This is a genomic window from Photobacterium panuliri (genome assembly GCF_059920555.1).
On record NZ_CP197192.1, the window covers coordinates 1,107,397 to 1,126,821 of the forward strand.

Below are 19,425 nucleotides of genomic sequence, written 5' to 3' on the forward strand. Positions count from 1 at the left end.
CCAAGCTTTTTTTATGTCTGTCATTTATACCGAAGATGCGGTGTGCCGCTGGCTAGTCTTTGGTATTGGCCGTGAGCAGGAACGGGAAGTGCCAGATGTCCTTGCGGCGGCCGAAGGTGAAGGCCAGCAGGAAGCCGATCATCAGTGCGCTGATAATCATGGCCCGGATCACGTTGGTGACATAGTCTATTCGGCTGATGGTAGCCGCGAGCAGTTTGTCATGCTCTAGGGTAATTCGCAAAAAGCCCACGACCTGATGCTCGGTCATGACCGGCTCGACCAGCTGTTGGCGGCCTTGGCTGGCGATAGAGAGCGGGGTGGACAGGCCGGTGATCATTTCCAGTGGTAGCGCGTTTTGGCTTCTGGCAATCGTTGCCCCTTCCAGCTCGTAGAGGGTGGCATCGAGGATCAGCGGTTCGTCGGTGAGCTGCTCGACCAGTTGCTGGAGCTGTTCTTGGTTTTTCTCGACGATATTCGGTGCGGCCGTTTCTGCGGCTAGCCTCACTGCCATTCGCGATAGCTGTTGGGTTTGGTCGCTCAGCGCCTGATAGTTGCGCTTGGTAAGATCAGCGCCGTATTCCAGCATGGTTAGCACGGCCGCCAAGCAGCCAAAGAGAACGAATAGCTGCCAGGCTTTGATAAATCGGGATTTTTTTACTTTCATTGTCTTGCCCAGTGCGGCGGCACTCCATTGGGTACAAAATTAGGTCTCTAGGGTAAAGCTCTTGGCATTATGGCGGCTATTTGGGCGTAAGCAAAGAATAAATCGGCTAATCGGCGTACTGTGAACGATGGTGCTGGGGTTTGGCGTGATGAGAGGCAATCCTTTGTTGCTTAAACACGCATCTTGAGGTCACTTGGACATATAGGTTAACGTATAGCCTATACGGAGAAGAACACGGATGGTTTACAGGTGCTGAAAATTAGGAAACATACCACATTGCTGGCGCGATTCCCCGAGGTCGTTGCTGCGGATAATCGTGAGCGGTATCGGGCGACGACCTTGATTTACGGTAAGGCAATTCAACCGGCGGCCTTGACGGCGGTTGAACGGGTAACCGGTGAGCCGTTGCAGATTGTGGCGGCATGGAAAGTTGGCCGCTACGACTGTTTGCTGGTGGCCAATCCCTATGATTTGCAGCTTGAGCAGGGTGTTGTCTCACAGCAGCTTGATATCGCAGATTTGCGAGATGCGCCGGACTTGCGCGAGCCGGGGTTGGTGGTGATGGATATGGACTCGACGGCTATCGAGATTGAGTGCATCGATGAAATTGCCGCATTGGCAGGCGTGGGCGAGCAGGTATCAGCAGTGACCGAGCGGGCGATGCAGGGCGAGTTGGATTTTGCCCAAAGTCTGCGTGAACGGGTCGCGGCGCTGAAAGGGGCTGACGAAGCCATTCTGGCCGAGGTTCGCGGGCGGTTGCCGATGATGCCAGAGCTTCGTGAGATGGTGGCAACGTTACAGGCTCGGGGCTGGAAACTGGCGATTGCCTCGGGGGGCTTTACCTACTTTTCTGACTACCTGCGCGACGAGCTTGGGTTGGTCGAGGCACGTTCCAACACCCTTGGGATCGAAGATGGTAAGCTGACTGGCAACGTAGAGGGCGAGATTGTTGACGCCCAGGCCAAGGCATCGATCCTACGCAATCTAGCATCGCAGCTCGATATAGCTCCGCACAACACGGTGGCCATTGGTGACGGTGCCAATGACTTGGCCATGATCCACGCCGCGGGGCTTGGCGTGGCCTATCACGCCAAGCCACGGGTGGAAGCTGAGTCACCGGTGGCGATCCGCTTTGCCGATTTGGGCGGGTTGGTCTGCATCCTCTCGGCATCGCTGGTTCCCCAGCAACTGGGTTGGTCTGGTTAAGCTCAATTAAATGTTAATTAGCGCCTAGGCGCAGCAGAACTTCGTCGGTGATATCAATGATCTCGCCGCACCCAACGAGCTCGCTGAGCTCAGACTCCAACGTTTTGGCACGGTGCATCGTCAACCGTGCCAGCTCACCGATTTCCTGACTGATCAGGGCGGTCATCGGGCTGTGTACCGGTACTGCTGTGATCTTCAGCGCCATAAATATGCCGTTTTCCTGTGCCTCGCGGATAAATTTGATCCGGGCATCATTGTCGGCAAATTCCCTGTGCAGTTTGCTTTGGGTTTCAATCAGTTTGCCGTCGCGGTAGCGCGCGTGGCAGTAGAGATCGTGGCTGAACGGCGTATGTACTTCTACGGGGCGCATGGTTTCCGTCAGCATGGTTTTGATCCGATTACGGAACAGTGACTTGAGACTATAGCTATCCCCGTCGTTGAGCGGCTGGAACAGTTTGATGATCTCGGGGAACGGGGTATTACTGCCGATCGCCTTGAGCCGGATTTTGTGATCCACCTTCTCGGTGAAATAGGGCACGCTGTTGAGGCGGCGCAATAGCATCCGGTGCATGGCCAGCAGGAGCTCGCCGCGTGGCAGGCGCTCTTCGCTGACAACCAGTTTCAGCTCGTTGTGCTTGATCAGCTTGCGCAGGAAGCTCTCGCCGCTCTTGGCGATCCGGCCGTCCCCGGTTTGCAGCCGGATGTTGAGCTGATCCGGGCTGATGCGCATGATCTGGTACGGGATCTCGCTGAGCGGAAACTGCTTGTTGATCGTCTGCAGTCGGGGGAAGCTGATAGCGACGGTGTCGCCCCGGCGCAGCATGGCCGGTTCCTTGAGCTGGATGTTCAGGCCGCGCGAGGAAAAGTCGATACTCCGCCCGGCGATCTGCTGGGTGTCGCTGCGCAGGGTGATCGGAGTGCCATAAAGGAAGCGCTCTTCACTGCGCTGCGGCTTGGGATCGAAAAAGACTCCCTTGGCACTGGCAACCGGGTTGCGTTGGTGACGGAACCGGTTGAGGGCACTTGGTGGGAGCCTTGGGCGGTTACCCATCCGGTAGTCCTGCTGGGACTCGGGGTTGCTGAGATCTTGCAGTAGGCCGATATGGGTCAGCGTCTTGATCTGCTCGACCATGTCGGGGGCGAGGTGTTTGAGCTGCTCGATATCGTCCGGCATCACGGCCTGCAAGGTCAGGCGGTAGACCCGCCAGCTGCTGCGCTGGGCACCGAGGTACCAGAACAATTCGCGCTCGTCGCTGTCCAGCTCCGACAGGGCGGCGGAATAGAAATAGCTGCGGTTGTTGTACTCGTGGCCGAAGCTGTAGAGCAGGGTTGAGGAATATGTCATGCCGGGACGGGCGAGGTTGGCCAGTCGCTCGGGAGAGAACAGCTGGTTGATCACCGGTTGGTGGCGCTCGTCGTGCCAATATTGCCAGATAGGGCGGTTGTGCTGGGTGAGCAGGGCATATTCCAAGGTGTTGCCCGAGAAAAACAGCGGCAACCCGGCACTGTGTTTGAGGTAGCAGTGCTCGTAGCCGCGGGTGCGGGCCTGCAGGACCTTGTCGTTATGGTTCTGCTTGGCGCGGTTGGCGGTTTGGTTGAGGTAGCTGTTGATAGCGTCTTTGATGATCCCTTCGTGGCCGAGCAACCTGACCCGTAGCCATTTGTTGCTGGCGCAGTCATTGTTGTCTTCAAGGCCGATGATCCGGTAGCACAGGGTGTTGTCGTCGAGCTTCGGGGCCTGGATCTGGCGCGCGAGATCTGGGTAGCTGACGTGGATATCCATGCCCAGCTGGTAGTTGAAGGACGCAGGGACCTTGAACTTGGCACCGGAATAGGAAATATCGCTGGTGGTTGCGTTGACCACTTGGCCGAACGGCAGGGAAAGTACGGCCTGAGTGGCGATTTGCAGCCGGTTTTCGTTGCGGCTTAGGTAGTGGCCGAAACGGATCAGGGTCGCATCGAACTGCGGATCGTCACTGGCTGCGATTTCGGTTTCGGTCGGGTAGAGCTCGCCGTTCTGGTGCAGGACCCGGAAGTTGTTGCGGGTATTGTGCAGCTCTTCGTAGAGGCCGACCCTGAATCTCCCGCCGAATATACCGATCCGGTTCTGGTAGATGTTGATGGCGACATCATCAAGCCAGTGTTGCTTGCCGTGGAGTTGGTATGGCCGACATTCCCCTTTGACCCGGCCGCGTAGGTCGACGGCTTTGTGGTTGAGGGCCATGATCCGGTGGAGTTCCATTTTTATTTTGAGCCGGGTCGGGCCGTCTAGGTCGGCGGCCATCTGCAGGAAGATGTTTTCGAAGTCTTCGCTGTCGTAAACCGGGATCAACTGCTCGAGCGGTCCTTTGTATTCGTCAGGCAACATTGTTCTTTTGTTCGCAGGTATTTCGTTTAATATCGTTATTTTGCCGCAAAAGCTGAGTATGTCATCTTTTTGCGTTGAGTTTTTTGTATTACGTCGATTTTGTGGCGCAATACGTTCGGTTTATATGATGTAAGGTTGAAACATGGCGAAAACCAAACGTGCCTATGTGTGTAGTGATTGCGGCGCTGATTTTCCGCGCTGGCAGGGACAATGTAGCGCATGTGCGGCATGGAACACGATTACTGAGTTCACGATCCCCAAGACCCGTGCGGCAGTAGGGGGCGGCGCTGCCGCAGCCAGCAGTTACGCGGGTGGGACGACTCAGGTTCAGAAGCTGTCGGAAGTTGAGAGCAAGGATCTGCCGCGCTACAGTTCGGGTGTCAGCGAGCTTGACCGGGTGTTCGGTGGCGGTATCGTGCCGGGCTCGGTGCTGTTGCTGTGCGGTGATCCGGGTGCGGGTAAGTCGACCCTGCTATTGCAGAGCATCGGTTCGGTGGCGGCGACCAAGTCATCGCTGTATGTGTCCGGCGAGGAATCCATCCACCAGATCTCTCAGCGCGCTAAGCGCTTGGGTACGCCTAACCTCGACAATATCAGCGTGGTGGCGGAAACCTCGGTGGAGCAGATCCTGGCTCATGTCACGGCGCAGAAGGCCGAGTTTGTGATTATCGACTCGATCCAGACTATGACCGTGGCCCACAACGATTCGGCGGCGGGTAGTCCGAGTCAGGTCAAGGAGTCGGCAGCGGCGTTGACCCGTTTTGCCAAGACTAAAGGGGTGACCTTCATGATTGTCGGCCATATCAACAAGGACTCGAATGTGGCAGGCCCGATGCAGCTGATCCACATTGTCGATGGCCTGTTCTCGCTGTCGTCGACCTCGGATGAGAAGTTCCGGGTGCTGCGTACCTCGAAGAACCGTTTCGGTGCCGATTCCGAGTCGTGCTTCTTTGCCATGACCGAAACCGGGATGAAGCAGGTTAAGAACCCGTCGGCGATCTTCCTCAGCCGCTCCAACAAGAACCATGCCGGTTCGGCCTGTACCACCCTCTGGGAGGGGACGCGCCCGTTGTTGGTGGAGATTCAGGCCTTGTGCAACAGCTCGGTGACCGAGAACCCGCGCCGCTTGACGGTGGGCTATGACTCGAACCGTCTGGCGATGTCGATTGCAGTACTTGCCCGCCACGGCGGGATCATGCTGTCGGACATGGACATCTTCGTCAACTGTGTCGGCGGGATCAAAATCGAGGAGACCTCGGCGGATCTCGCGGTGCTGCTGGCGATTTTCTCCAGCTTCAAGAACGCACCGATCCCGCAGGATGTGCTGGTGTTCGGTGAAATCGGCCTTAATGCCGATATCCGCCCGGCAGCCAATGGTATCGAGCGTATTCGCGAAGCGGCCAAGCAGGGCTTTACCCGCGCGATTATCCCCAAGGCCAACGCCAGCCGTCAGGTGCCGGGGATCGAAATTATTGCGGTGGAAGATCTGCAGGAGGCGCTGTCGGCGTTCGACCGGATCTGCAACCCTGCCTGATACATGGCGGTTGGATTTCCAGCTATAAAAAAACCGGGCCAAGCCCGGTTTTTTGTTGGCGCAGGGTTTGCCCGACGCCGGCATGTCGCAAGATTACTTGGCGATACGCTTGTACTTGATGCGGTGTGGCTCGGCAGCCTGTGCACCCAGTGTTTTCTTCAACCAGTCAGTGTACTCGGTGTAGTTACCTTCGAAGAAGTTAACCTGACCTTCGTCACGGTAGTCAAGGATGTGGGTTGCAACACGGTCAAGGAACCAACGGTCGTGCGAGATCACCATGGCACAGCCAGGGAATTCAAGCAGTGCTTCTTCCAGTGCACGTAGGGTTTCTACGTCCAGGTCGTTGGTCGGTTCATCGAGTAGCAATACGTTGCCGCCCGCTTTAAGCAGCTTCGCTAGGTGAACACGGTTGCGCTCACCGCCAGACAGTTCGCCGATGCGCTTCTGCTGGTCGCTGCCCTTGAAGTTGAAGCGAGATACGTAGGCACGGGCCTGAAGCTCGAAGTTGTTGATACGGATGATATCCGCACCTTCCGAGATCTCCTGGTATACCGTGTTGTTGTCGTTCATGCTGTCGCGGAACTGATCCACAGACGCCAGCTTCACAGTGTCGCCCAGTTCGATGGTGCCTGAATCAGGCTGCTCTGCGCCGCTCAGCATCTTGAACAGGGTCGATTTACCCGCACCGTTGGCACCGATGATGCCGACGATCGCACCCTTAGGCACGCTGAATGACAAATCGTCGATCAGCACGCGGTCACCAAACGACTTGGTCAGGTTCTGTACTTCGATAACCTTGTCGCCCAAACGCTCACCTGGCGGGATGAACAGTTCGTTGGTCTCGTTACGGCGCTGGTGTTCGGTGGTGTTCAGCTCTTCGAAGCGAGCCATACGCGCTTTCGATTTTGCCTGACGACCTTTAGGGTTCTGGCGAACCCACTCTAGTTCTTTCTCGATGGTCTTCTGACGAGCTCTCTCTTGAGACGCTTCTTGTTGTAGACGCGCGTCTTTCTGCTCTAGCCATGAGGTGTAGTTACCTTCCCATGGAATACCTTCACCACGGTCAAGTTCCAGGATCCAGCCAGCTGCGTTGTCTAGGAAGTAACGGTCGTGGGTGATAGCCACAACAGTACCGCTGTAATCAACAAGGAAGTGTTCCAGCCATGCCACTGATTCTGCATCCAGGTGGTTGGTTGGTTCGTCAAGCAGCAGCATGTCTGGCTTGTCTAGTAGCAGACGACAGATTGCCACACGGCGACGCTCACCACCGGACAGGAATTTCACTTGCGCGTCCCACTCAGGTAGGCGCAGGGCATCGGCGGCACGCTCTAGCTGCATGTCTAGGTTGTGGCCGTCTTTGGTGGCGATCAGTGCTTCCAGTTCGCCTTGCTCTTTGGCCAGCTTGTCGAAGTCAGCGTCTGGTTCGGCATAGGCCGCGTAGACTTCATCAAGGCGGGTCAGAGCGTATTTCACGTCAGCGACAGATTCTTCGACAACTTCACGAACGGTTTTCTCTTCGTCCAGTACCGGTTCCTGTGGCAGGTAGCCAACTTTCAGGCCGGTTTGCGGGCGCGCTTCACCTTCGATATCGGTATCGATACCGGCCATGATGCGTAGAAGGGTCGATTTACCCGAGCCGTTCAGACCCAAAACACCGATTTTGGCACCCGGGAAGAAGCTCAATGAAATATCTTTTAGGATTTGGCGCTTTGGTGGGACGATTTTGCCCACGCGCGACATGGTATAGACGTATTCAGCCATAGCCGTTGCGATCTCTAAAATTCAAATAAAGGGGTATTTTACCTGTTCTGGACATAAGTTTAACAGCTATGTGCAAAATAAATGGTAAGAGAGTGTGCTGGGTAAGAGGGCTGTGGAGCTAGGTCGCGAATTGGGTGGTTGAACTGTTCACCGTGGTGACAAGGGGATGCAAGGTCGCTAGCAATACTGACAAGGGAAATGGCATGTTGGCGGCGGTGCTCCTAAGCTGGAAAGGAGCCATCAAGTGCTGCACAATGGCGGCGGCAACGGTGGCTGGGGGAGTAGCCCGGCTTGCTGGTGGTACAAAAATGTGCCATAGATGGTTTTTAAGGGATTGAAACAGCAGGAATTTCAAAGTGGAGTAAAGTTGTGCCTGAAAAGTTATTTGGTCAAATACGCATAGTTACATGTCTTGCGGGCATTTTGTTTGGATCTTATGCCTATTCCGCGACTATCGAGCAACAAAGGGAGTGGTACGAGCAGGCTCAGGCTGCGCTGGAGGAAAAAGACAACAATGCGTATCAGGTACTTCGCAACAAGCTTGATAGCTATCCGTTGGTGCCGTACCTCGATTATCGGCAGTTTAACCAGAGCTTGTCTGAAAAAACGCCGGCTCAGGTCGACGATTTTGTTAATAAATATGAATCACTGCCGTTTAGTACGACGGTGCGCTCGCGCTATTTGAGTTATCTGGCCAGCAGCCAGCGTTGGCGCGAATTTGTGGCAATGCAGCCGAGACCGCCCAAGGGGCAGGTGATGCAGTGCCATTACTACTATGCCAAGAGCGAGTTGGGCAAAGAGGCGACGGCATGGAGCGGGACCCGGAAGCTGTGGCTGACCGGCAATTCACTCAACGACGCCTGTGATCCCCTGCTCGAGAAGTGGGAGAAGGCCGGCAAGCGGACCGATGGTTTGATCCTTGACCGGATGCTGCTGGTGTACGGCAAGGGCAACAAGAGCCTGCTCGAGTATCTCGACAAGCAGCTAAGTGGCAGCAAGGCCAAGAAGGCGGGCGATACGGTACTGGATCTGTTTGACAAGCCGCAGGGCGTGGCTGATTTTGCCAAGCGCAGCAAGGTAACGCCGTTTAATCAGTCGTTGACCGAGCAGGCCTACAAGCGGTTGGCTCGGCGTGATGTCCGCGAGGCGGTTTCGCAGTATCCGCGTACGGTCGAAGGGCAGCACCTCACGGCGTCCCGGCGTCAGGCTTTGGCCGATTATACCGCCAGCCGGTTGATGGCGACCGACGATGCGGGTTTGCAGCAATGGCGCGACAAGGTACTGGCAAAGAGCAAGAATACCTCCTTGCTCGAGCGGCGGGTTCGCCAGTCAATGCGCGAGGATGATTGGAAAGGCGTTGAGCTGTGGGTTAAGCGCTTACCTGCCAAGGCCAAGCAGACCGAACGTTGGCGTTTCTGGCAGGCACGGCTGGCTGCGATGGCGGGTGATCAACAAGCCGCTGACAAGCAGTACCGGGCGTTATTAGGTACCCGAAATTTCTACAGTGCGGCGGCGGCAACGGTGTTGGGTGAGCCGATCACCTATCCGGTTAAGAAAGCCAGCGATACGGCGCAGGTCAAAAAGCAGTTTGGTACGACCCTGGCTCGGATCAAGGAGCTGGTGGCGCAGGACAAGTTTCTTGATGCTAACCGTGAATGGCATTATCTGTTGCGAAATGTCAGTAAGAGGCAGGCAGTAGCACTGGCAAGTTATGCTTCGGCAAGCAAGTGGCACCATTTGGCGGTACAGGCGACGATTTCGGGACGGTTGTGGGATCATATCCCGTTGCGATTCCCGGTGGCCCACAAGTGGTGGTTTGACTTCTTCAGCAAGAAGCGCGATCTGCCGGTGACAACCATGATGGCGCTTGCCCGCCAAGAGAGTGCGATGAACGTCGAGGCGCGATCGCCGGTTGGGGCCCGCGGCCTGATGCAGTTGATGCCGGCGACGGCGAGGGAGACCGCCAAGAAGCTGGGGCGAAACTATCAGGGTAAGGACAGCTTGTTTGATCCTGGGGTCAATATCCGACTTGGCAGCGGCTACCTCAAGATGATGCTGGAGCGTTACGACAACAACCGGATTTTTGCCTTCGCGGCCTATAATGCCGGGCCATCGCGTGTGACGCGCTGGCGCGAACAGACAGACGGCAGGCTGGACGCTTATGCCTTTATCGAGGCGATACCGTTCAACGAAACGCGGGGCTATGTCCAGAACATCCTGATGTTCGAGGTGTATTACGGCAACCTTACTGGTGTGAAAGTGCCGCTTCTTAAGCCGAACGAGTTGGCGACGAAGTATTAGTTTGGACTATTCATGGTGGAAAGGGATAAAATTAGTAATCGTGAATGAGTACGTCAAATGAGGATGACATGTCGACTGTTCAAGAAACTCCGGAATTTACTGACTGGCAACAGGTAGTAGATATTTTGCGCCAGGCGGCATCGGAACAAAAAGAAGATACCTTGCTGAGGTTATTGCTGACCCCCGATGAACGTTCGTCGCTGTTGTCCCGTGTCAATATTTTGCACGAGTTACTCAACGGTGAGCGTAGCCAGCGTAGGATCAGTGAGTTGCTTGGGGTTGGTGTGGCGACGATCACCCGTGGCTCCAACGAGCTGAAACACCATGACGACGAGACCAAGCGCTGGTTGGCCGATATGCTGGCAAAGCAGCTTCAGCCTTGATCCTTGCTTGGTAACAAAAGACGCAAATCCCCTGCCATCGGCGGGGGATTTTTGTATCTGGGGTAGGCGTTATGCCTGTTCGGTAGGGAACAGCGCCGGGTTGATAAACGGGATCAGGGCGAGGATCAGGGCCTGCTGGTATACCGAACTGCGGCTGAGCAGGTGGTTGGTGAGCATGGCGATGGCCCCGCCTTTTTGCTTGATGTTGGTTTGGTTGAACATCGCATCCATCACATCACCCAGTTCCTCGCCTTGATGCAAGCGGGCAAGGGCGGCTGGGGGCAGGGGCAATGAGGCCGAGCGGGCCTCGCCGCGCTGCTGGCCGTTGTCGATCACCATCCAGGCGAAGGTCAGGTCGTTGTCGATCCCGGCTTCTAGCCCGACATAGTAGTCGGCTTCTGGGGCGAGGGCGCGGGCATTGGCCACCCGGTTGCGGGCCCCGAGCAGGGTTTCGTCGGCTGACATCGGTTGGTCGCGCACGCCGCTGGCGGCACTGATCCCTTCGATATGGAAGGCGGTGTCTGGAAATACTTGTTTGAATGCGGCGTCGACCGCTGCGATTTTGGCGGGGTTGGTCGAAGCGACAATGATCGTTTGCATATCGGGATCCGGTTATGGCTGAAACGATTATTCTAAACCCGATTGGGTGACGAAAGCGATGCGGTAAGCCGAATGAGTGTTGGATGTCTACGTGGGCGAGTGCGGGGAAGATAGCGCAGGGAGAGTTGCACGAGGAGGCTGGCGCCCAAGCATCTTAGATTAGGGTAACGAAAGATGCTTGGGGATCGCTACCGGCAGTATAGGGTCACACTGCCGTTGCACGAGGTACAGAAGGTATTATGTTTTGCCAGCGGTGATTAACGGTCGTAGGCCCAGTCAGACTGGATAATGTAACCGTGGATCTGGTATTCGCCGTTGCTAACAAACAGATTCGGGAAATCTGGTTGAGAAGTGGAGAACACCACGCCGTCTGCCAATTGAGTCATGTGGTAGAAGTCTGGCTCGCTGCCGCGTACTGAAGCAAACACAGGTTGCTTAGGACGGTATTCGGCAGTTCTTGTTGCTAGCGCGTAGCTACCTACAGGTGCACACTGGGCAATGTTTTCGTTATCGACCAGCAGGCCCAGACATTCTTCGCGGATCAGGTGCTGTGGAATTGCACGCTTGCTCACGACATCGACGCTCGCACCGCTGTTGTAAGACACGAAGTCTTTGCGGTGGATGATCGGAATGTAGGTGCTGGTTGTACCTTGGCTGTCAGCGCTGTTGATGGTGGTGGTGGCTTGGGTGCCGGTATCCACTTGGCCAGTCAACAGGTAGCTGATAGATGTATTGAGGGCTTCGGCGATTTTTTCCAGTTCGCGAACTTCAATACCGTATTTGCCAGACAGCTTACGGCTCATAGTACCTTGTTGTAGGTCTAGTGCTTCACCGAGTTGTTTCTGGCTGATGCCCTGGACTTTAGCCAGGCGTTTGATTCTCTCTAAATATTCCATCTCACAAGCTTCCTGCTGAAAATAATAAAACGATGCAAATGGCATTCGTAAAAGTCATACCCATTGTACTGATTAACTTCGCGGGGGGATCTCGCTGGTATAGAAAATGCGATTGGTTTCGTTAAAGGAATATCGGTTTTTTTCAGGATGGGAAAAAAATGGCACAAAATTCGAGAATTAAATTAAGAGCAAGGGGACGAATGATTGGACTAAGATCACCTTTTTCTCTCTTGACACCCTATTTGATATTTGTGTCATTCTTGTCTCCTTTCCTTGCGTGTGTCCATATCTATTTGTTTTTGTTGGGTTTTAATCTGTGTTTGTGAAAAATGGTTATTTTTTGTGTGCCTATCAATCAAAATATCAATATTGATAGTTTAAACCTATTTAATGGTCAAAATTGTGACACTGAAATCGGGGGAGCGTATAGGTTGGCGCGGGCGTGAAATAAAATTCAGCTATACCTTTTAGGGATGCCTTGAGGTGAGGGGCGTGCAGCTTGGGAGTCAGACGAAGGTGGTGAGGCGGGAGAATTGCAGGCGGTGACTGGGTTTGGACAAATTTTGAGCGCAAAAAAAGGAGGGCAGAAGCCCTCCTTTTTGTATTTTGACGGCCGCAAGGTACTAGCGGGTCAGGTAGGTGTACAGGAAGCCCGAGATCGCCACCATGTCGTCGATCTTGATGAATTCCTCGGTGGTGTGCACCTTGGCCATGCCGGTAGACAGGTTGACGGTCTTCAGGCCCTTGCTGTTGAAGATGTTGGCGTCGCTGCCGCCGCCGGTTGACTTGGTGAACGCGTCGATGCCGTTGGCGGCGAAGGCTGCCTTGATGCGCTCGATGTGGGCGTCGTTCTCGTCGATGCGGTAGGCGTTGTAGGCACGCTTGGAGATGATATTGATCTCGGCACCGTGTTTTTCCGCTGCCGCCTCGAATGTGCTGACCATATGGTCAACCTGTGCCTGTAGCTTGCTGTCGTCCAGCGAGCGGGCCTCGGCTTCGATGTACAGCTCTGGCATCACGATATTGGTTGCCTGGCCGCCCTTCACCACACCGATGTTGGCGGTGGTTTCGTGGTCGATGCGAGACAGCTTCATCTGGCAGATGGCGTCAGAGGCCACGGTCAGGGCGTTGATCCCTTCTTCCGGGGCAAGGCCTGCGTGGGCCGGTTTGCCAGTAATGGTGACTTTCAGGTTCTGCTGGCCCGGCGCGGTGGTGATGATAGTGCCGATAGGGCCGCCTGAATCGAAAACCATCGCTTGGTGGGCGGTGACTTTCGACATGTCGAAATGCTGCGAGCCTTGCAGGCCGCCTTCTTCGTGAACGGTGAACGCCAGCTCGATAGTCTGGTGGTCACGGCCGTCGGCACGGATGCAGCGAACCGCTTCCATGATCGCGGCAATGCCGGACTTGTCGTCGCCGCCAAGGATGGTATTGCCCTTGGAGCGGATGATGCCGTCTTCGATGATTGGCTCGATGCCGTTGCCCGGGGTCACGGTGTCCATATGGCAGCTCAGCAGGATGGTGCCTTCCAGCTTGCCCTCGAGCTTGGCGTAGATATTGAAGCCGTTGGAGATCGCCTCGGGAACCGGTAGTTTTTCCACGGCGAAGCCCAGCTCGCCAAGTTGCTCGGCCAGTGCCTCGGCAATGGCTTTCTCGTTGCGTGACTCGCTGTCGATCTTAACGAGATCGAAGAAATGTTGGACCAGACGGTCTTGGTTGATAGTTGTCATGGTGTTCCTCCTAATCAGACCATCTTAAGATAATTTTTCAGGGGGATTTTGATCTGAATCCGAAGAACGTGGGACTTATCACTTTAAATTGGCTGTTGTGAAGCGGTTTGTGCGGTGATGTTAACCTAAGGTAGCTAAGGGAGGGTTTGTCAGGCCCCGGCAGCAGCGGGCAGCACGGGGTGTACCGCCCGAGGATGGCGCATTGGAGAGACGGGCCTAGCGGGTAAGGGCGTGGAGGGCCGCGAGGATGGCATGGCGCTCGGCTTTTGCGGTGGCGGCAGATTCAGCCACGTAGTCTGCCACGCCCTGCTGGACATCCTGCTCGTAGCGCACGACATTGGCCAGGATCGAGGCGACCTTGAGCCCGCGCAGGCGGCCGACGGTGAGCAGGGCGGAGGTTTCCATGTCTGCGCCCAGTACGCCTTTCTGATGCCAGTAGCGGCAGATCTGCGCTTCGTCGTCGGTATAGAAGCTGTCGTGGGAGCGCACTACCCCGGCATGGAAGTCCAGCGAGTGGACGGAGCAGTACTCGTGCAGGCCGATCAGCAGCTGGGTGTCGGCACTGGCCGGGTAGGCCGGGCTGACATAGCTGCTTGAGCCGCCTTCGTCGCGCACCGCGGCTTCGGCGATGATCAGATCGCCGATGGCAATGTCATGTTGCAGGGCCCCGGCCGATCCGACCCGCACCATGCGTTCCACGCCGCACTGGCGCAGCTCTTCGAGGGCGATCAGGGCCGAGGCGGCACCGATCCCGGTACTGCAGACGGTAATGGAGGTGTGGTTGTATTTGCCGCGCATTAATCGGAATTCGCGGTTTTCGGCAAGGAACTCGACCTCGGTGAGGTGCTCGGCGATCCGGTTAACCCGATCGGGCTCGCCACATACGATGGCATTGGCTGTGATTTGGTGGGGTTCGACCAGAAGATGAGGCTGTTTGCTCATACATTACCTTTGTAACTCTGTATTTCATAGATCGTGGCGGGCAATACCTGTACAGGTGCCCGCCGCGTGATGGGGTGGTGCGAGATGGGTTAGACGAACAGGCCGACGATGGCCGCGTTCATCAGGTTGGCGAGGGTCGCCGCCAGCAGGACGCGCATGCCTAGTTGGCCGATAAGACCAGCACGGGCCGGGATCATCGAGCTCAGGGCGCCGCACACCATGGCCACCGAGCCGATGTTGGCAAAGCCGCACAGGGCGATGGTCATGATGGCCGTTGCACGCGGGCTCATCGTAACGTTGCCCATGTTGGCAAAGGCGACGAACTCGTTCATGGCAATTTTCTGGCCGAGGAACGAGCCTGCGGTCATGGCTTCATCCCAAGGAATACCGATCAGCCAGGCTATCGGGGCGAACAGGGTGCCGAGGATCAGGTCGACGGTTAGCTCGGGGATCCCGATCAGCTCGCCGATGGCGCCCAGGCCGCCGTTGAGCATCGCCATCAGGCCGATACAGGCGATGATCACCGCACCGACGATGGCCGCAATGTTCATACCGGCAATGGCGCCCTTGGCAATGGCGTCGATGAAGCTGGTTGGCTTCTCGTCGTCCGGCAGCTCAGGTACTTCGTCGATGGTCTGCTCGGTTTCCGGCACCAGCATCTTGGCAAACATCAGACCGGCCGGGGCCGACATGAAACACGCCATGATCAGGTAGTTGAGATCCACACCCATCCCGGCAAGGCCGGCGAGGATAGATCCTGCGATGGACGACAGGCCGCCCACCATGATGGCGAAGATCTGGGCGCGGGTGAGCACGTGGTGGTACGGCTTGACCAGCAGTGGGGCCTCGGTTTGGCCCAGTACGATATTGCCCGCCGCGCTCATGGATTCGGCGCGCGATGTACCCAGTACCTTTTGCAGACCGCCACCGATGATCAGGACGAACCACTGCATGATGCCGAGGTAGTACAGGAGCGAGGTCAGGGCGGCGGTGAAGATGATTTGCGGCAGTACCTGCAGGGCCCAGACAAAGCCGATCCCCTCGACGCTGAAGTTCACCAGGCTACCGAATACGAAGCGGATCCCCTCGATACCGTAGGTGAAGACCTTGCCGACGGCGTTGGAGACAGCCAGCAGGACGTTGCCGCCGGTTTCGGTCGCCAGAACGAAGAAGGCGACCGAGAGGATGATACCGAAGGCGCCGGAGACCGCACGCCAGCTGATCTGGCGGCGGTTTTCAGAGCACAGGAAGCCGATAAGCAGAAGGACGGCAATACCGATCATAGACTGGATCATGCGTGGACCTCCGCGAACTGGCTGACGGCGGCCATGATACGCTCGGCATGGCGGTGGGCCAGTGCCAGCGTGTTGGCTTCGTCGCCGCCTTCTTCCGGTGTGGCGTTCATCTCAAAGGTGATGACGGTATCAACAATATTGACTTCGGCAGCCCGGAACGGGTGCTCGTAGGCAATTTGGTAGTGTTCGAACGGCAGGAAGTTGAACCCTTCTGTGCTGTACGAGGCCTCGGTTGCACCGGCGGTCACCGAGAAGATCACCTTCTTGCCCTTGATCTTGCTACCCTCTGGGCCGAAGGCGAAACCGTAGGTGAAGACATCGTCAACCCACTTTTTCAGTACCGCCGGATAGGTGCTCCAGTACAGCGGGAACTGCACCACGATCACATCCGCGTTGAGCAGCTGTGCCTGCTCGGCCTCGATGTTGCCGTCGAAGTCGGCAACGTGGTTGACCGTCCAGTTGGTCTGCTCTGCCAGATCCGCCAAGATGGTGCGGTTGGCAACTGACTGGGCCAGGTTAGGGTGGCCGTTCAGAACCACTACATTCATATTATTATCCTTATATTGCTCACGGGTCGTCGTTGCGCCCGTGAACCACGTCGTATGGCGGCGATTATAAAGAGGGAGCGAGGCACAAAGGGAGGACATTTGTCCCCTTGGGGCGGAGTGAGATCATATTATTGATACAAAGCTAGGTAACCGAGTGGTTTTGGGCGATGGACCGGGACGATACCCCGCTGGGTTATGTATGGCTGGTCTTTTTTGAGTTCAAAATGACACATTTTCTTACATTTTTTTGTACGCTGTGCAAAAATCAGAAAACTGTGATCGGATTCAACAATGATTCAACTATGGGTGACGTTATGAAGCACCGTATCAGCCACCTTGCCTTCGTGCTGGTGGTCTCCCTCTTTTTTGCCTCTTTCCAGAACTGGGCGCTGTGGCAGCACCTGACGACGATACTGGCCCAGGCCGATAACCTGAGCTGGGGCTTTTTGCTGAGTATCCCGCTGCTTATCACCGCGCTGTGCGTGGCACTGTTTACCTTGCTGCTGTGGCCTGTCGTCTACAAGCCGCTGGCTGCGGTGCTGATTGTGCTGTCGACATTGGCCACCTATGCCATGGTCAACTACGGCCAGTATTTCAACTACGGTATGATCGTCAATATCTTCGAGACCAACCAGAGCGAGGCTGCGAGCTACCTTTCGCCGTCGGTGCTGCTGTGGTTTGGTGCGCTGGCCCTGTTGCCGCTGGTGTGGCTGGTGGCGGTGAAGGTGCGTTTCCCTTCTTCTGTTATCCGGCTTATAGGGCAGAAGCTGGCGATGTTGCTGGCAGTCGTGGTGGTTGTCGGCGCGGTTGCCGGGCTTTACTACAAAGACTACGCCTCGCTGGTGCGCAACCACAGCGAGATCAAGGCGCTGATCAACCCGACCAACTACCTCAGCGCCAGCTTCCGTTATGCCAAGTATTGCCTGTATGAGCAAAACTTGCCGTTCAAGGTGTTGGGGACCGATGCCCGTGATACTCACTCGATGGCTATTGCCGAGGGCGGCAAGCCCGATGTGGTGGTGCTGGTTGTAGGCGAGACCTCGCGGGCGATGAACTATTCGCTCAATGGCTACCCGCGCCAGACCAACCCGCGCCTGTCACAGGAGGATGTGGTGAGTTTCCGCCACGTGGCCTCGTGCGGCACCGCCACGGCGGTATCCTTGCCTTGTATGTTCTCGGATATGACCCATGACAGCTACAATGCTACCGCCGCCCGTCATGAGGAGGGGGTGCTGGATATTCTCAAGCATGCCGGGGTGGATATTAGCTGGAAAGACAACGACGGTGGTTGCAAGGGGGTGTGCGACCGGGTGGAGCATATGGAGATTTCACCCAAGAGCGATCCGACCCTGTGCCATGACGGTACTTGTTACGATGCCGTGTTGCTCGATGGCCTTGCCGAGAAAATTGCCAATGCCAAGCAGGATACCCTGATCGTGCTGCACCTTATTGGTAGCCATGGCCCGACCTATTACCGCCGCTATCCCGAGCAGTTCAAGGTGTTTACTCCAACCTGCGATACCAGCGAGATCCAGGATTGCAGCCGCGAGGCGCTGCTCAATACTTACGACAACACCATAGTGTATACCGACTACGTGTTGAGCCAGGTGGTGGCGCTGCTCAAGCAGAATGACACCGAGCACGAGACCGCGATGCTGTATTTGTCGGATCACGGCGAGTCGTTGGGTGAAGATGGCGTTTACCTCCACGGTTTGCCCTACGGCATCGCCCCTCGGGAACAAAAGCGGGTGCCTTTGATTTTGTGGCTATCGCCTGCCTACCAGCAAAGCCACGGGATAGATCGCCAGTGCCTGCAGGCCAAGGCGCAGCAGGAGAAGGTATCGCAAGACAACCTGTTCCATACCCTGCTTGGCATGATGGCGGTGCAGACCCATGTCTACCAGCCCGGGTTGGATATTCTGGCCAGCTGCGAAACGGGTGAGTAATAGCTGGCAAGCGTAGCCGCATAGCCTGCAAACGATCGCAGACTATGCGGACACTGCCGCAACGCACTGATAAAATGCGGCGTACACAGAATCTGGCTGATATATTCAGCTTTGATTGATGATACATACCAAGAAAGAGAAGACAGCATGAAACCCAGTACCACCGGCCTTAGGCGAATTATCAATGCGACCGGCTATTCCATGAAGGGGCTGCGCGCCGCCTGGCAGAACGAGGCGGCCTTTCGTCAGGAGTCGGTACTGCTGGTGGTCATGACCGCCGCGACCTTCTTCCTGCCGGTAACTCTACTCGAGCAGCTGTTGATGATTGCCAGCTTGTTTCTGGTGGTGATTGCCGAGCTGATCAACTCGGCCATCGAAGCGGTGGTGGATCGCATCGGCCCCGAGCATCACGAGCTGAGCGGCCGCGCCAAGGATATCGGCTCCGCCGCAGTATTCGTCGCCCTCGTGCTGGTGGTGATCATCTGGGGCGCGATATTGGTGTTTTGATATTGGGGCAGTAGGCTGATATTGCTTCTATATACTGACAAAGGGATAGGCAATGCCTGTCCCTTTTTGTTTATTCGGGTTTGTCAGTATACTGCCGAGATAAAATAACTGATTGAAGTCATTGGAATATGCCAAATTATTACAGTGTGAACGCACAGGCTTTTTTTGACGGTACGGTGAATGTTGATATGTCATCGCTGTATTCGGCATTTCTTCCCGCATTGCCGTTCGGTGGTGCGATTTTGGATGCAGGTTGTGGCTCTGGTCGAGATAGCCATTATTTTGTGGGCCAAGGTTTTGCTGTGACTGCGTTTGATGCCAGTGATGCGATGGTGGCGTTGGCCAGCGAGTATTCTGGTTTGTCGGTTCACCATGCAATATTTTCAACATTTACCGCTCCGCCTGCTTCGTTTGATGGCATTTGGGCATGTGCATCATTGCTACATGTTCCTGCTGATGAGTTGCATGCTACGTTTGCGCATTTGGCAACCTTACTAAAACCTGAAGGTCTTTTTTACTGTTCGTTCAAATATGGCAAAGAGGAAGTGGAACGAGACGGTCGTCGATTTACCAATTTGGATGAGATTGGGCTGGATGCGTTATTGGTTGATACCTCGTTGACGGTAAAGCAAACGTGGATCACCGGTGATTTGCGCCCCGGGCGTGATCATGAAAAGTGGCTCAATGCCCTGTTGGTGAAGCGTAGCGACTTGGTGAAATAGGAATACGGTCATTTAGGAAAGC

Annotated in this window: 16 protein-coding genes; 7 read left to right on the forward strand and 9 right to left on the reverse strand. The window is 55.8% G+C overall.

What is annotated here, in order from left to right:
- Window positions 1-52 precede the first annotated feature (52 nt).
- On the reverse strand, window positions 53-664 hold the full coding sequence (locus ACSF8X_RS05300; protein WP_047879722.1) for a YtjB family periplasmic protein: 612 nt from the start codon (window positions 662-664) through the stop codon (window positions 53-55).
- 249 nt (window positions 665-913) lie between these two features.
- Between ACSF8X_RS05300 and serB the strand changes: the two genes are divergently transcribed.
- On the forward strand, window positions 914-1,870 hold the full coding sequence (serB, locus tag ACSF8X_RS05305) for a phosphoserine phosphatase (protein WP_500850853.1): 957 nt from the start codon (window positions 914-916) through the stop codon (window positions 1,868-1,870).
- A gap of 13 nt (window positions 1,871-1,883) precedes the next feature.
- Here serB and ACSF8X_RS05310 read toward each other — a convergent pair whose 3' ends face one another.
- Window positions 1,884-4,238 carry a PilZ domain-containing protein gene (locus ACSF8X_RS05310; RefSeq protein ID WP_500850854.1) on the reverse strand — a complete coding sequence of 785 codons (2,355 nt, stop codon included), beginning with the start codon at window positions 4,236-4,238 and terminating at the stop codon, window positions 1,884-1,886.
- A 142-nt stretch (window positions 4,239-4,380) separates the two neighbouring features.
- Here ACSF8X_RS05310 and radA point away from each other — a divergent pair, with 142 nt between their 5' ends.
- Entirely contained in the window at window positions 4,381-5,772 is a 1,392-nt protein-coding gene (gene radA, locus ACSF8X_RS05315; protein ID WP_500850855.1) for a DNA repair protein RadA, read from the forward strand.
- A gap of 93 nt (window positions 5,773-5,865) precedes the next feature.
- Here radA and ettA read toward each other — a convergent pair whose 3' ends face one another.
- Window positions 5,866-7,533, reverse strand: a complete 1,668-nt coding sequence (ettA, locus tag ACSF8X_RS05320) for an energy-dependent translational throttle protein EttA (protein WP_047879726.1) — start codon at window positions 7,531-7,533, stop codon at window positions 5,866-5,868.
- Between the two features lie 369 nt (window positions 7,534-7,902).
- Here ettA and sltY point away from each other — a divergent pair, with 369 nt between their 5' ends.
- Together sltY and trpR are read left to right on the forward strand one after the other, a co-directional pair.
- Entirely contained in the window at window positions 7,903-9,834 is a 1,932-nt protein-coding gene (sltY, locus tag ACSF8X_RS05325; RefSeq protein ID WP_500850856.1) for a murein transglycosylase, read from the forward strand.
- A 68-nt stretch (window positions 9,835-9,902) separates the two neighbouring features.
- A complete protein-coding gene (trpR, locus tag ACSF8X_RS05330) occupies window positions 9,903-10,217 on the forward strand; it encodes a trp operon repressor (protein ID WP_047879729.1) in 315 nt (104 codons plus the stop codon).
- A gap of 69 nt (window positions 10,218-10,286) precedes the next feature.
- On the opposite strand, the gene yjjX is transcribed toward trpR, so the two are convergent.
- The 6 genes from yjjX to ACSF8X_RS05360 form a co-directional block, all read right to left on the reverse strand.
- Window positions 10,287-10,817, reverse strand: a complete 531-nt coding sequence (gene yjjX / locus ACSF8X_RS05335; protein ID WP_047879730.1) for an inosine/xanthosine triphosphatase — start codon at window positions 10,815-10,817, stop codon at window positions 10,287-10,289.
- Window positions 10,818-11,074: 257 nt separating this feature from the next.
- Window positions 11,075-11,713 (reverse strand): helix-turn-helix domain-containing protein, encoded by a 639-nt coding sequence (locus ACSF8X_RS05340; RefSeq protein WP_047879731.1) that lies wholly within the window; start codon window positions 11,711-11,713, stop codon window positions 11,075-11,077.
- 623 nt (window positions 11,714-12,336) lie between these two features.
- A complete protein-coding gene (locus ACSF8X_RS05345) occupies window positions 12,337-13,443 on the reverse strand; it encodes a M20/M25/M40 family metallo-hydrolase (RefSeq protein ID WP_047879732.1) in 1,107 nt (368 codons plus the stop codon).
- Window positions 13,444-13,659: 216 nt separating this feature from the next.
- Window positions 13,660-14,385 (reverse strand): nucleoside phosphorylase, encoded by a 726-nt coding sequence (locus tag ACSF8X_RS05350; protein WP_500850857.1) that lies wholly within the window; start codon window positions 14,383-14,385, stop codon window positions 13,660-13,662.
- Window positions 14,386-14,474: 89 nt separating this feature from the next.
- Window positions 14,475-15,680, reverse strand: a complete 1,206-nt coding sequence (locus tag ACSF8X_RS05355; protein WP_500850858.1) for a NupC/NupG family nucleoside CNT transporter — start codon at window positions 15,678-15,680, stop codon at window positions 14,475-14,477.
- Window positions 15,677-16,327, reverse strand: a complete 651-nt coding sequence (locus tag ACSF8X_RS05360) for an NAD(P)H-dependent oxidoreductase (protein ID WP_500850859.1) — start codon at window positions 16,325-16,327, stop codon at window positions 15,677-15,679. Before ACSF8X_RS05360 ends, ACSF8X_RS05355 begins: the two co-directional genes overlap by 4 nt.
- 203 nt (window positions 16,328-16,530) lie before the next feature.
- Here ACSF8X_RS05360 and eptA point away from each other — a divergent pair, with 203 nt between their 5' ends.
- The 3 genes from eptA to ACSF8X_RS05375 all read left to right on the forward strand — a co-directional run bounded on the left by eptA (window position 16,531) and on the right by ACSF8X_RS05375 (window position 19,403).
- Complete coding sequence (eptA, locus tag ACSF8X_RS05365; protein ID WP_500850860.1) at window positions 16,531-18,174, forward strand: phosphoethanolamine transferase EptA; 1,644 nt, start codon at window positions 16,531-16,533, stop codon at window positions 18,172-18,174.
- Window positions 18,175-18,321: 147 nt separating this feature from the next.
- Window positions 18,322-18,681: a diacylglycerol kinase gene (locus tag ACSF8X_RS05370; protein ID WP_500850861.1), complete on the forward strand. Its 360-nt coding sequence runs from the start codon at window positions 18,322-18,324 to the stop codon at window positions 18,679-18,681.
- Window positions 18,682-18,809: 128 nt separating this feature from the next.
- On the forward strand, window positions 18,810-19,403 hold the full coding sequence (locus ACSF8X_RS05375) for a class I SAM-dependent methyltransferase (RefSeq protein ID WP_500850862.1): 594 nt from the start codon (window positions 18,810-18,812) through the stop codon (window positions 19,401-19,403).
- The last annotated feature ends 22 nt before the right edge of the window (window positions 19,404-19,425 follow it).

Coding starts and splice junctions, on each gene's coding strand:
- ACSF8X_RS05300 (WP_047879722.1), bottom strand. CDS start 664: ATGAAAGTAAAAAAATCCCGATTTATCAAAGCCTGGCAGCTATTCGTT.
- ACSF8X_RS05310 (WP_500850854.1), bottom strand. CDS start 4,238: ATGTTGCCTGACGAATACAAAGGACCGCTCGAGCAGTTGATCCCGGTT.
- radA (WP_500850855.1), top strand. CDS start 4,381: ATGGCGAAAACCAAACGTGCCTATGTGTGTAGTGATTGCGGCGCTGAT.
- ettA (WP_047879726.1), bottom strand. CDS start 7,533: ATGGCTGAATACGTCTATACCATGTCGCGCGTGGGCAAAATCGTCCCA.
- trpR (WP_047879729.1), top strand. CDS start 9,903: ATGTCGACTGTTCAAGAAACTCCGGAATTTACTGACTGGCAACAGGTA.
- yjjX (WP_047879730.1), bottom strand. CDS start 10,817: ATGCAAACGATCATTGTCGCTTCGACCAACCCCGCCAAAATCGCAGCG.
- ACSF8X_RS05340 (WP_047879731.1), bottom strand. CDS start 11,713: ATGGAATATTTAGAGAGAATCAAACGCCTGGCTAAAGTCCAGGGCATC.
- ACSF8X_RS05345 (WP_047879732.1), bottom strand. CDS start 13,443: ATGACAACTATCAACCAAGACCGTCTGGTCCAACATTTCTTCGATCTC.
- ACSF8X_RS05350 (WP_500850857.1), bottom strand. CDS start 14,385: ATGAGCAAACAGCCTCATCTTCTGGTCGAACCCCACCAAATCACAGCC.
- ACSF8X_RS05355 (WP_500850858.1), bottom strand. CDS start 15,680: ATGATCCAGTCTATGATCGGTATTGCCGTCCTTCTGCTTATCGGCTTC.
- ACSF8X_RS05360 (WP_500850859.1), bottom strand. CDS start 16,327: ATGTCCTCCCTTTGTGCCTCGCTCCCTCTTTATAATCGCCGCCATACG.
- eptA (WP_500850860.1), top strand. CDS start 16,531: ATGGGTGACGTTATGAAGCACCGTATCAGCCACCTTGCCTTCGTGCTG.
- ACSF8X_RS05370 (WP_500850861.1), top strand. CDS start 18,322: ATGAAACCCAGTACCACCGGCCTTAGGCGAATTATCAATGCGACCGGC.
- ACSF8X_RS05375 (WP_500850862.1), top strand. CDS start 18,810: ATGCCAAATTATTACAGTGTGAACGCACAGGCTTTTTTTGACGGTACG.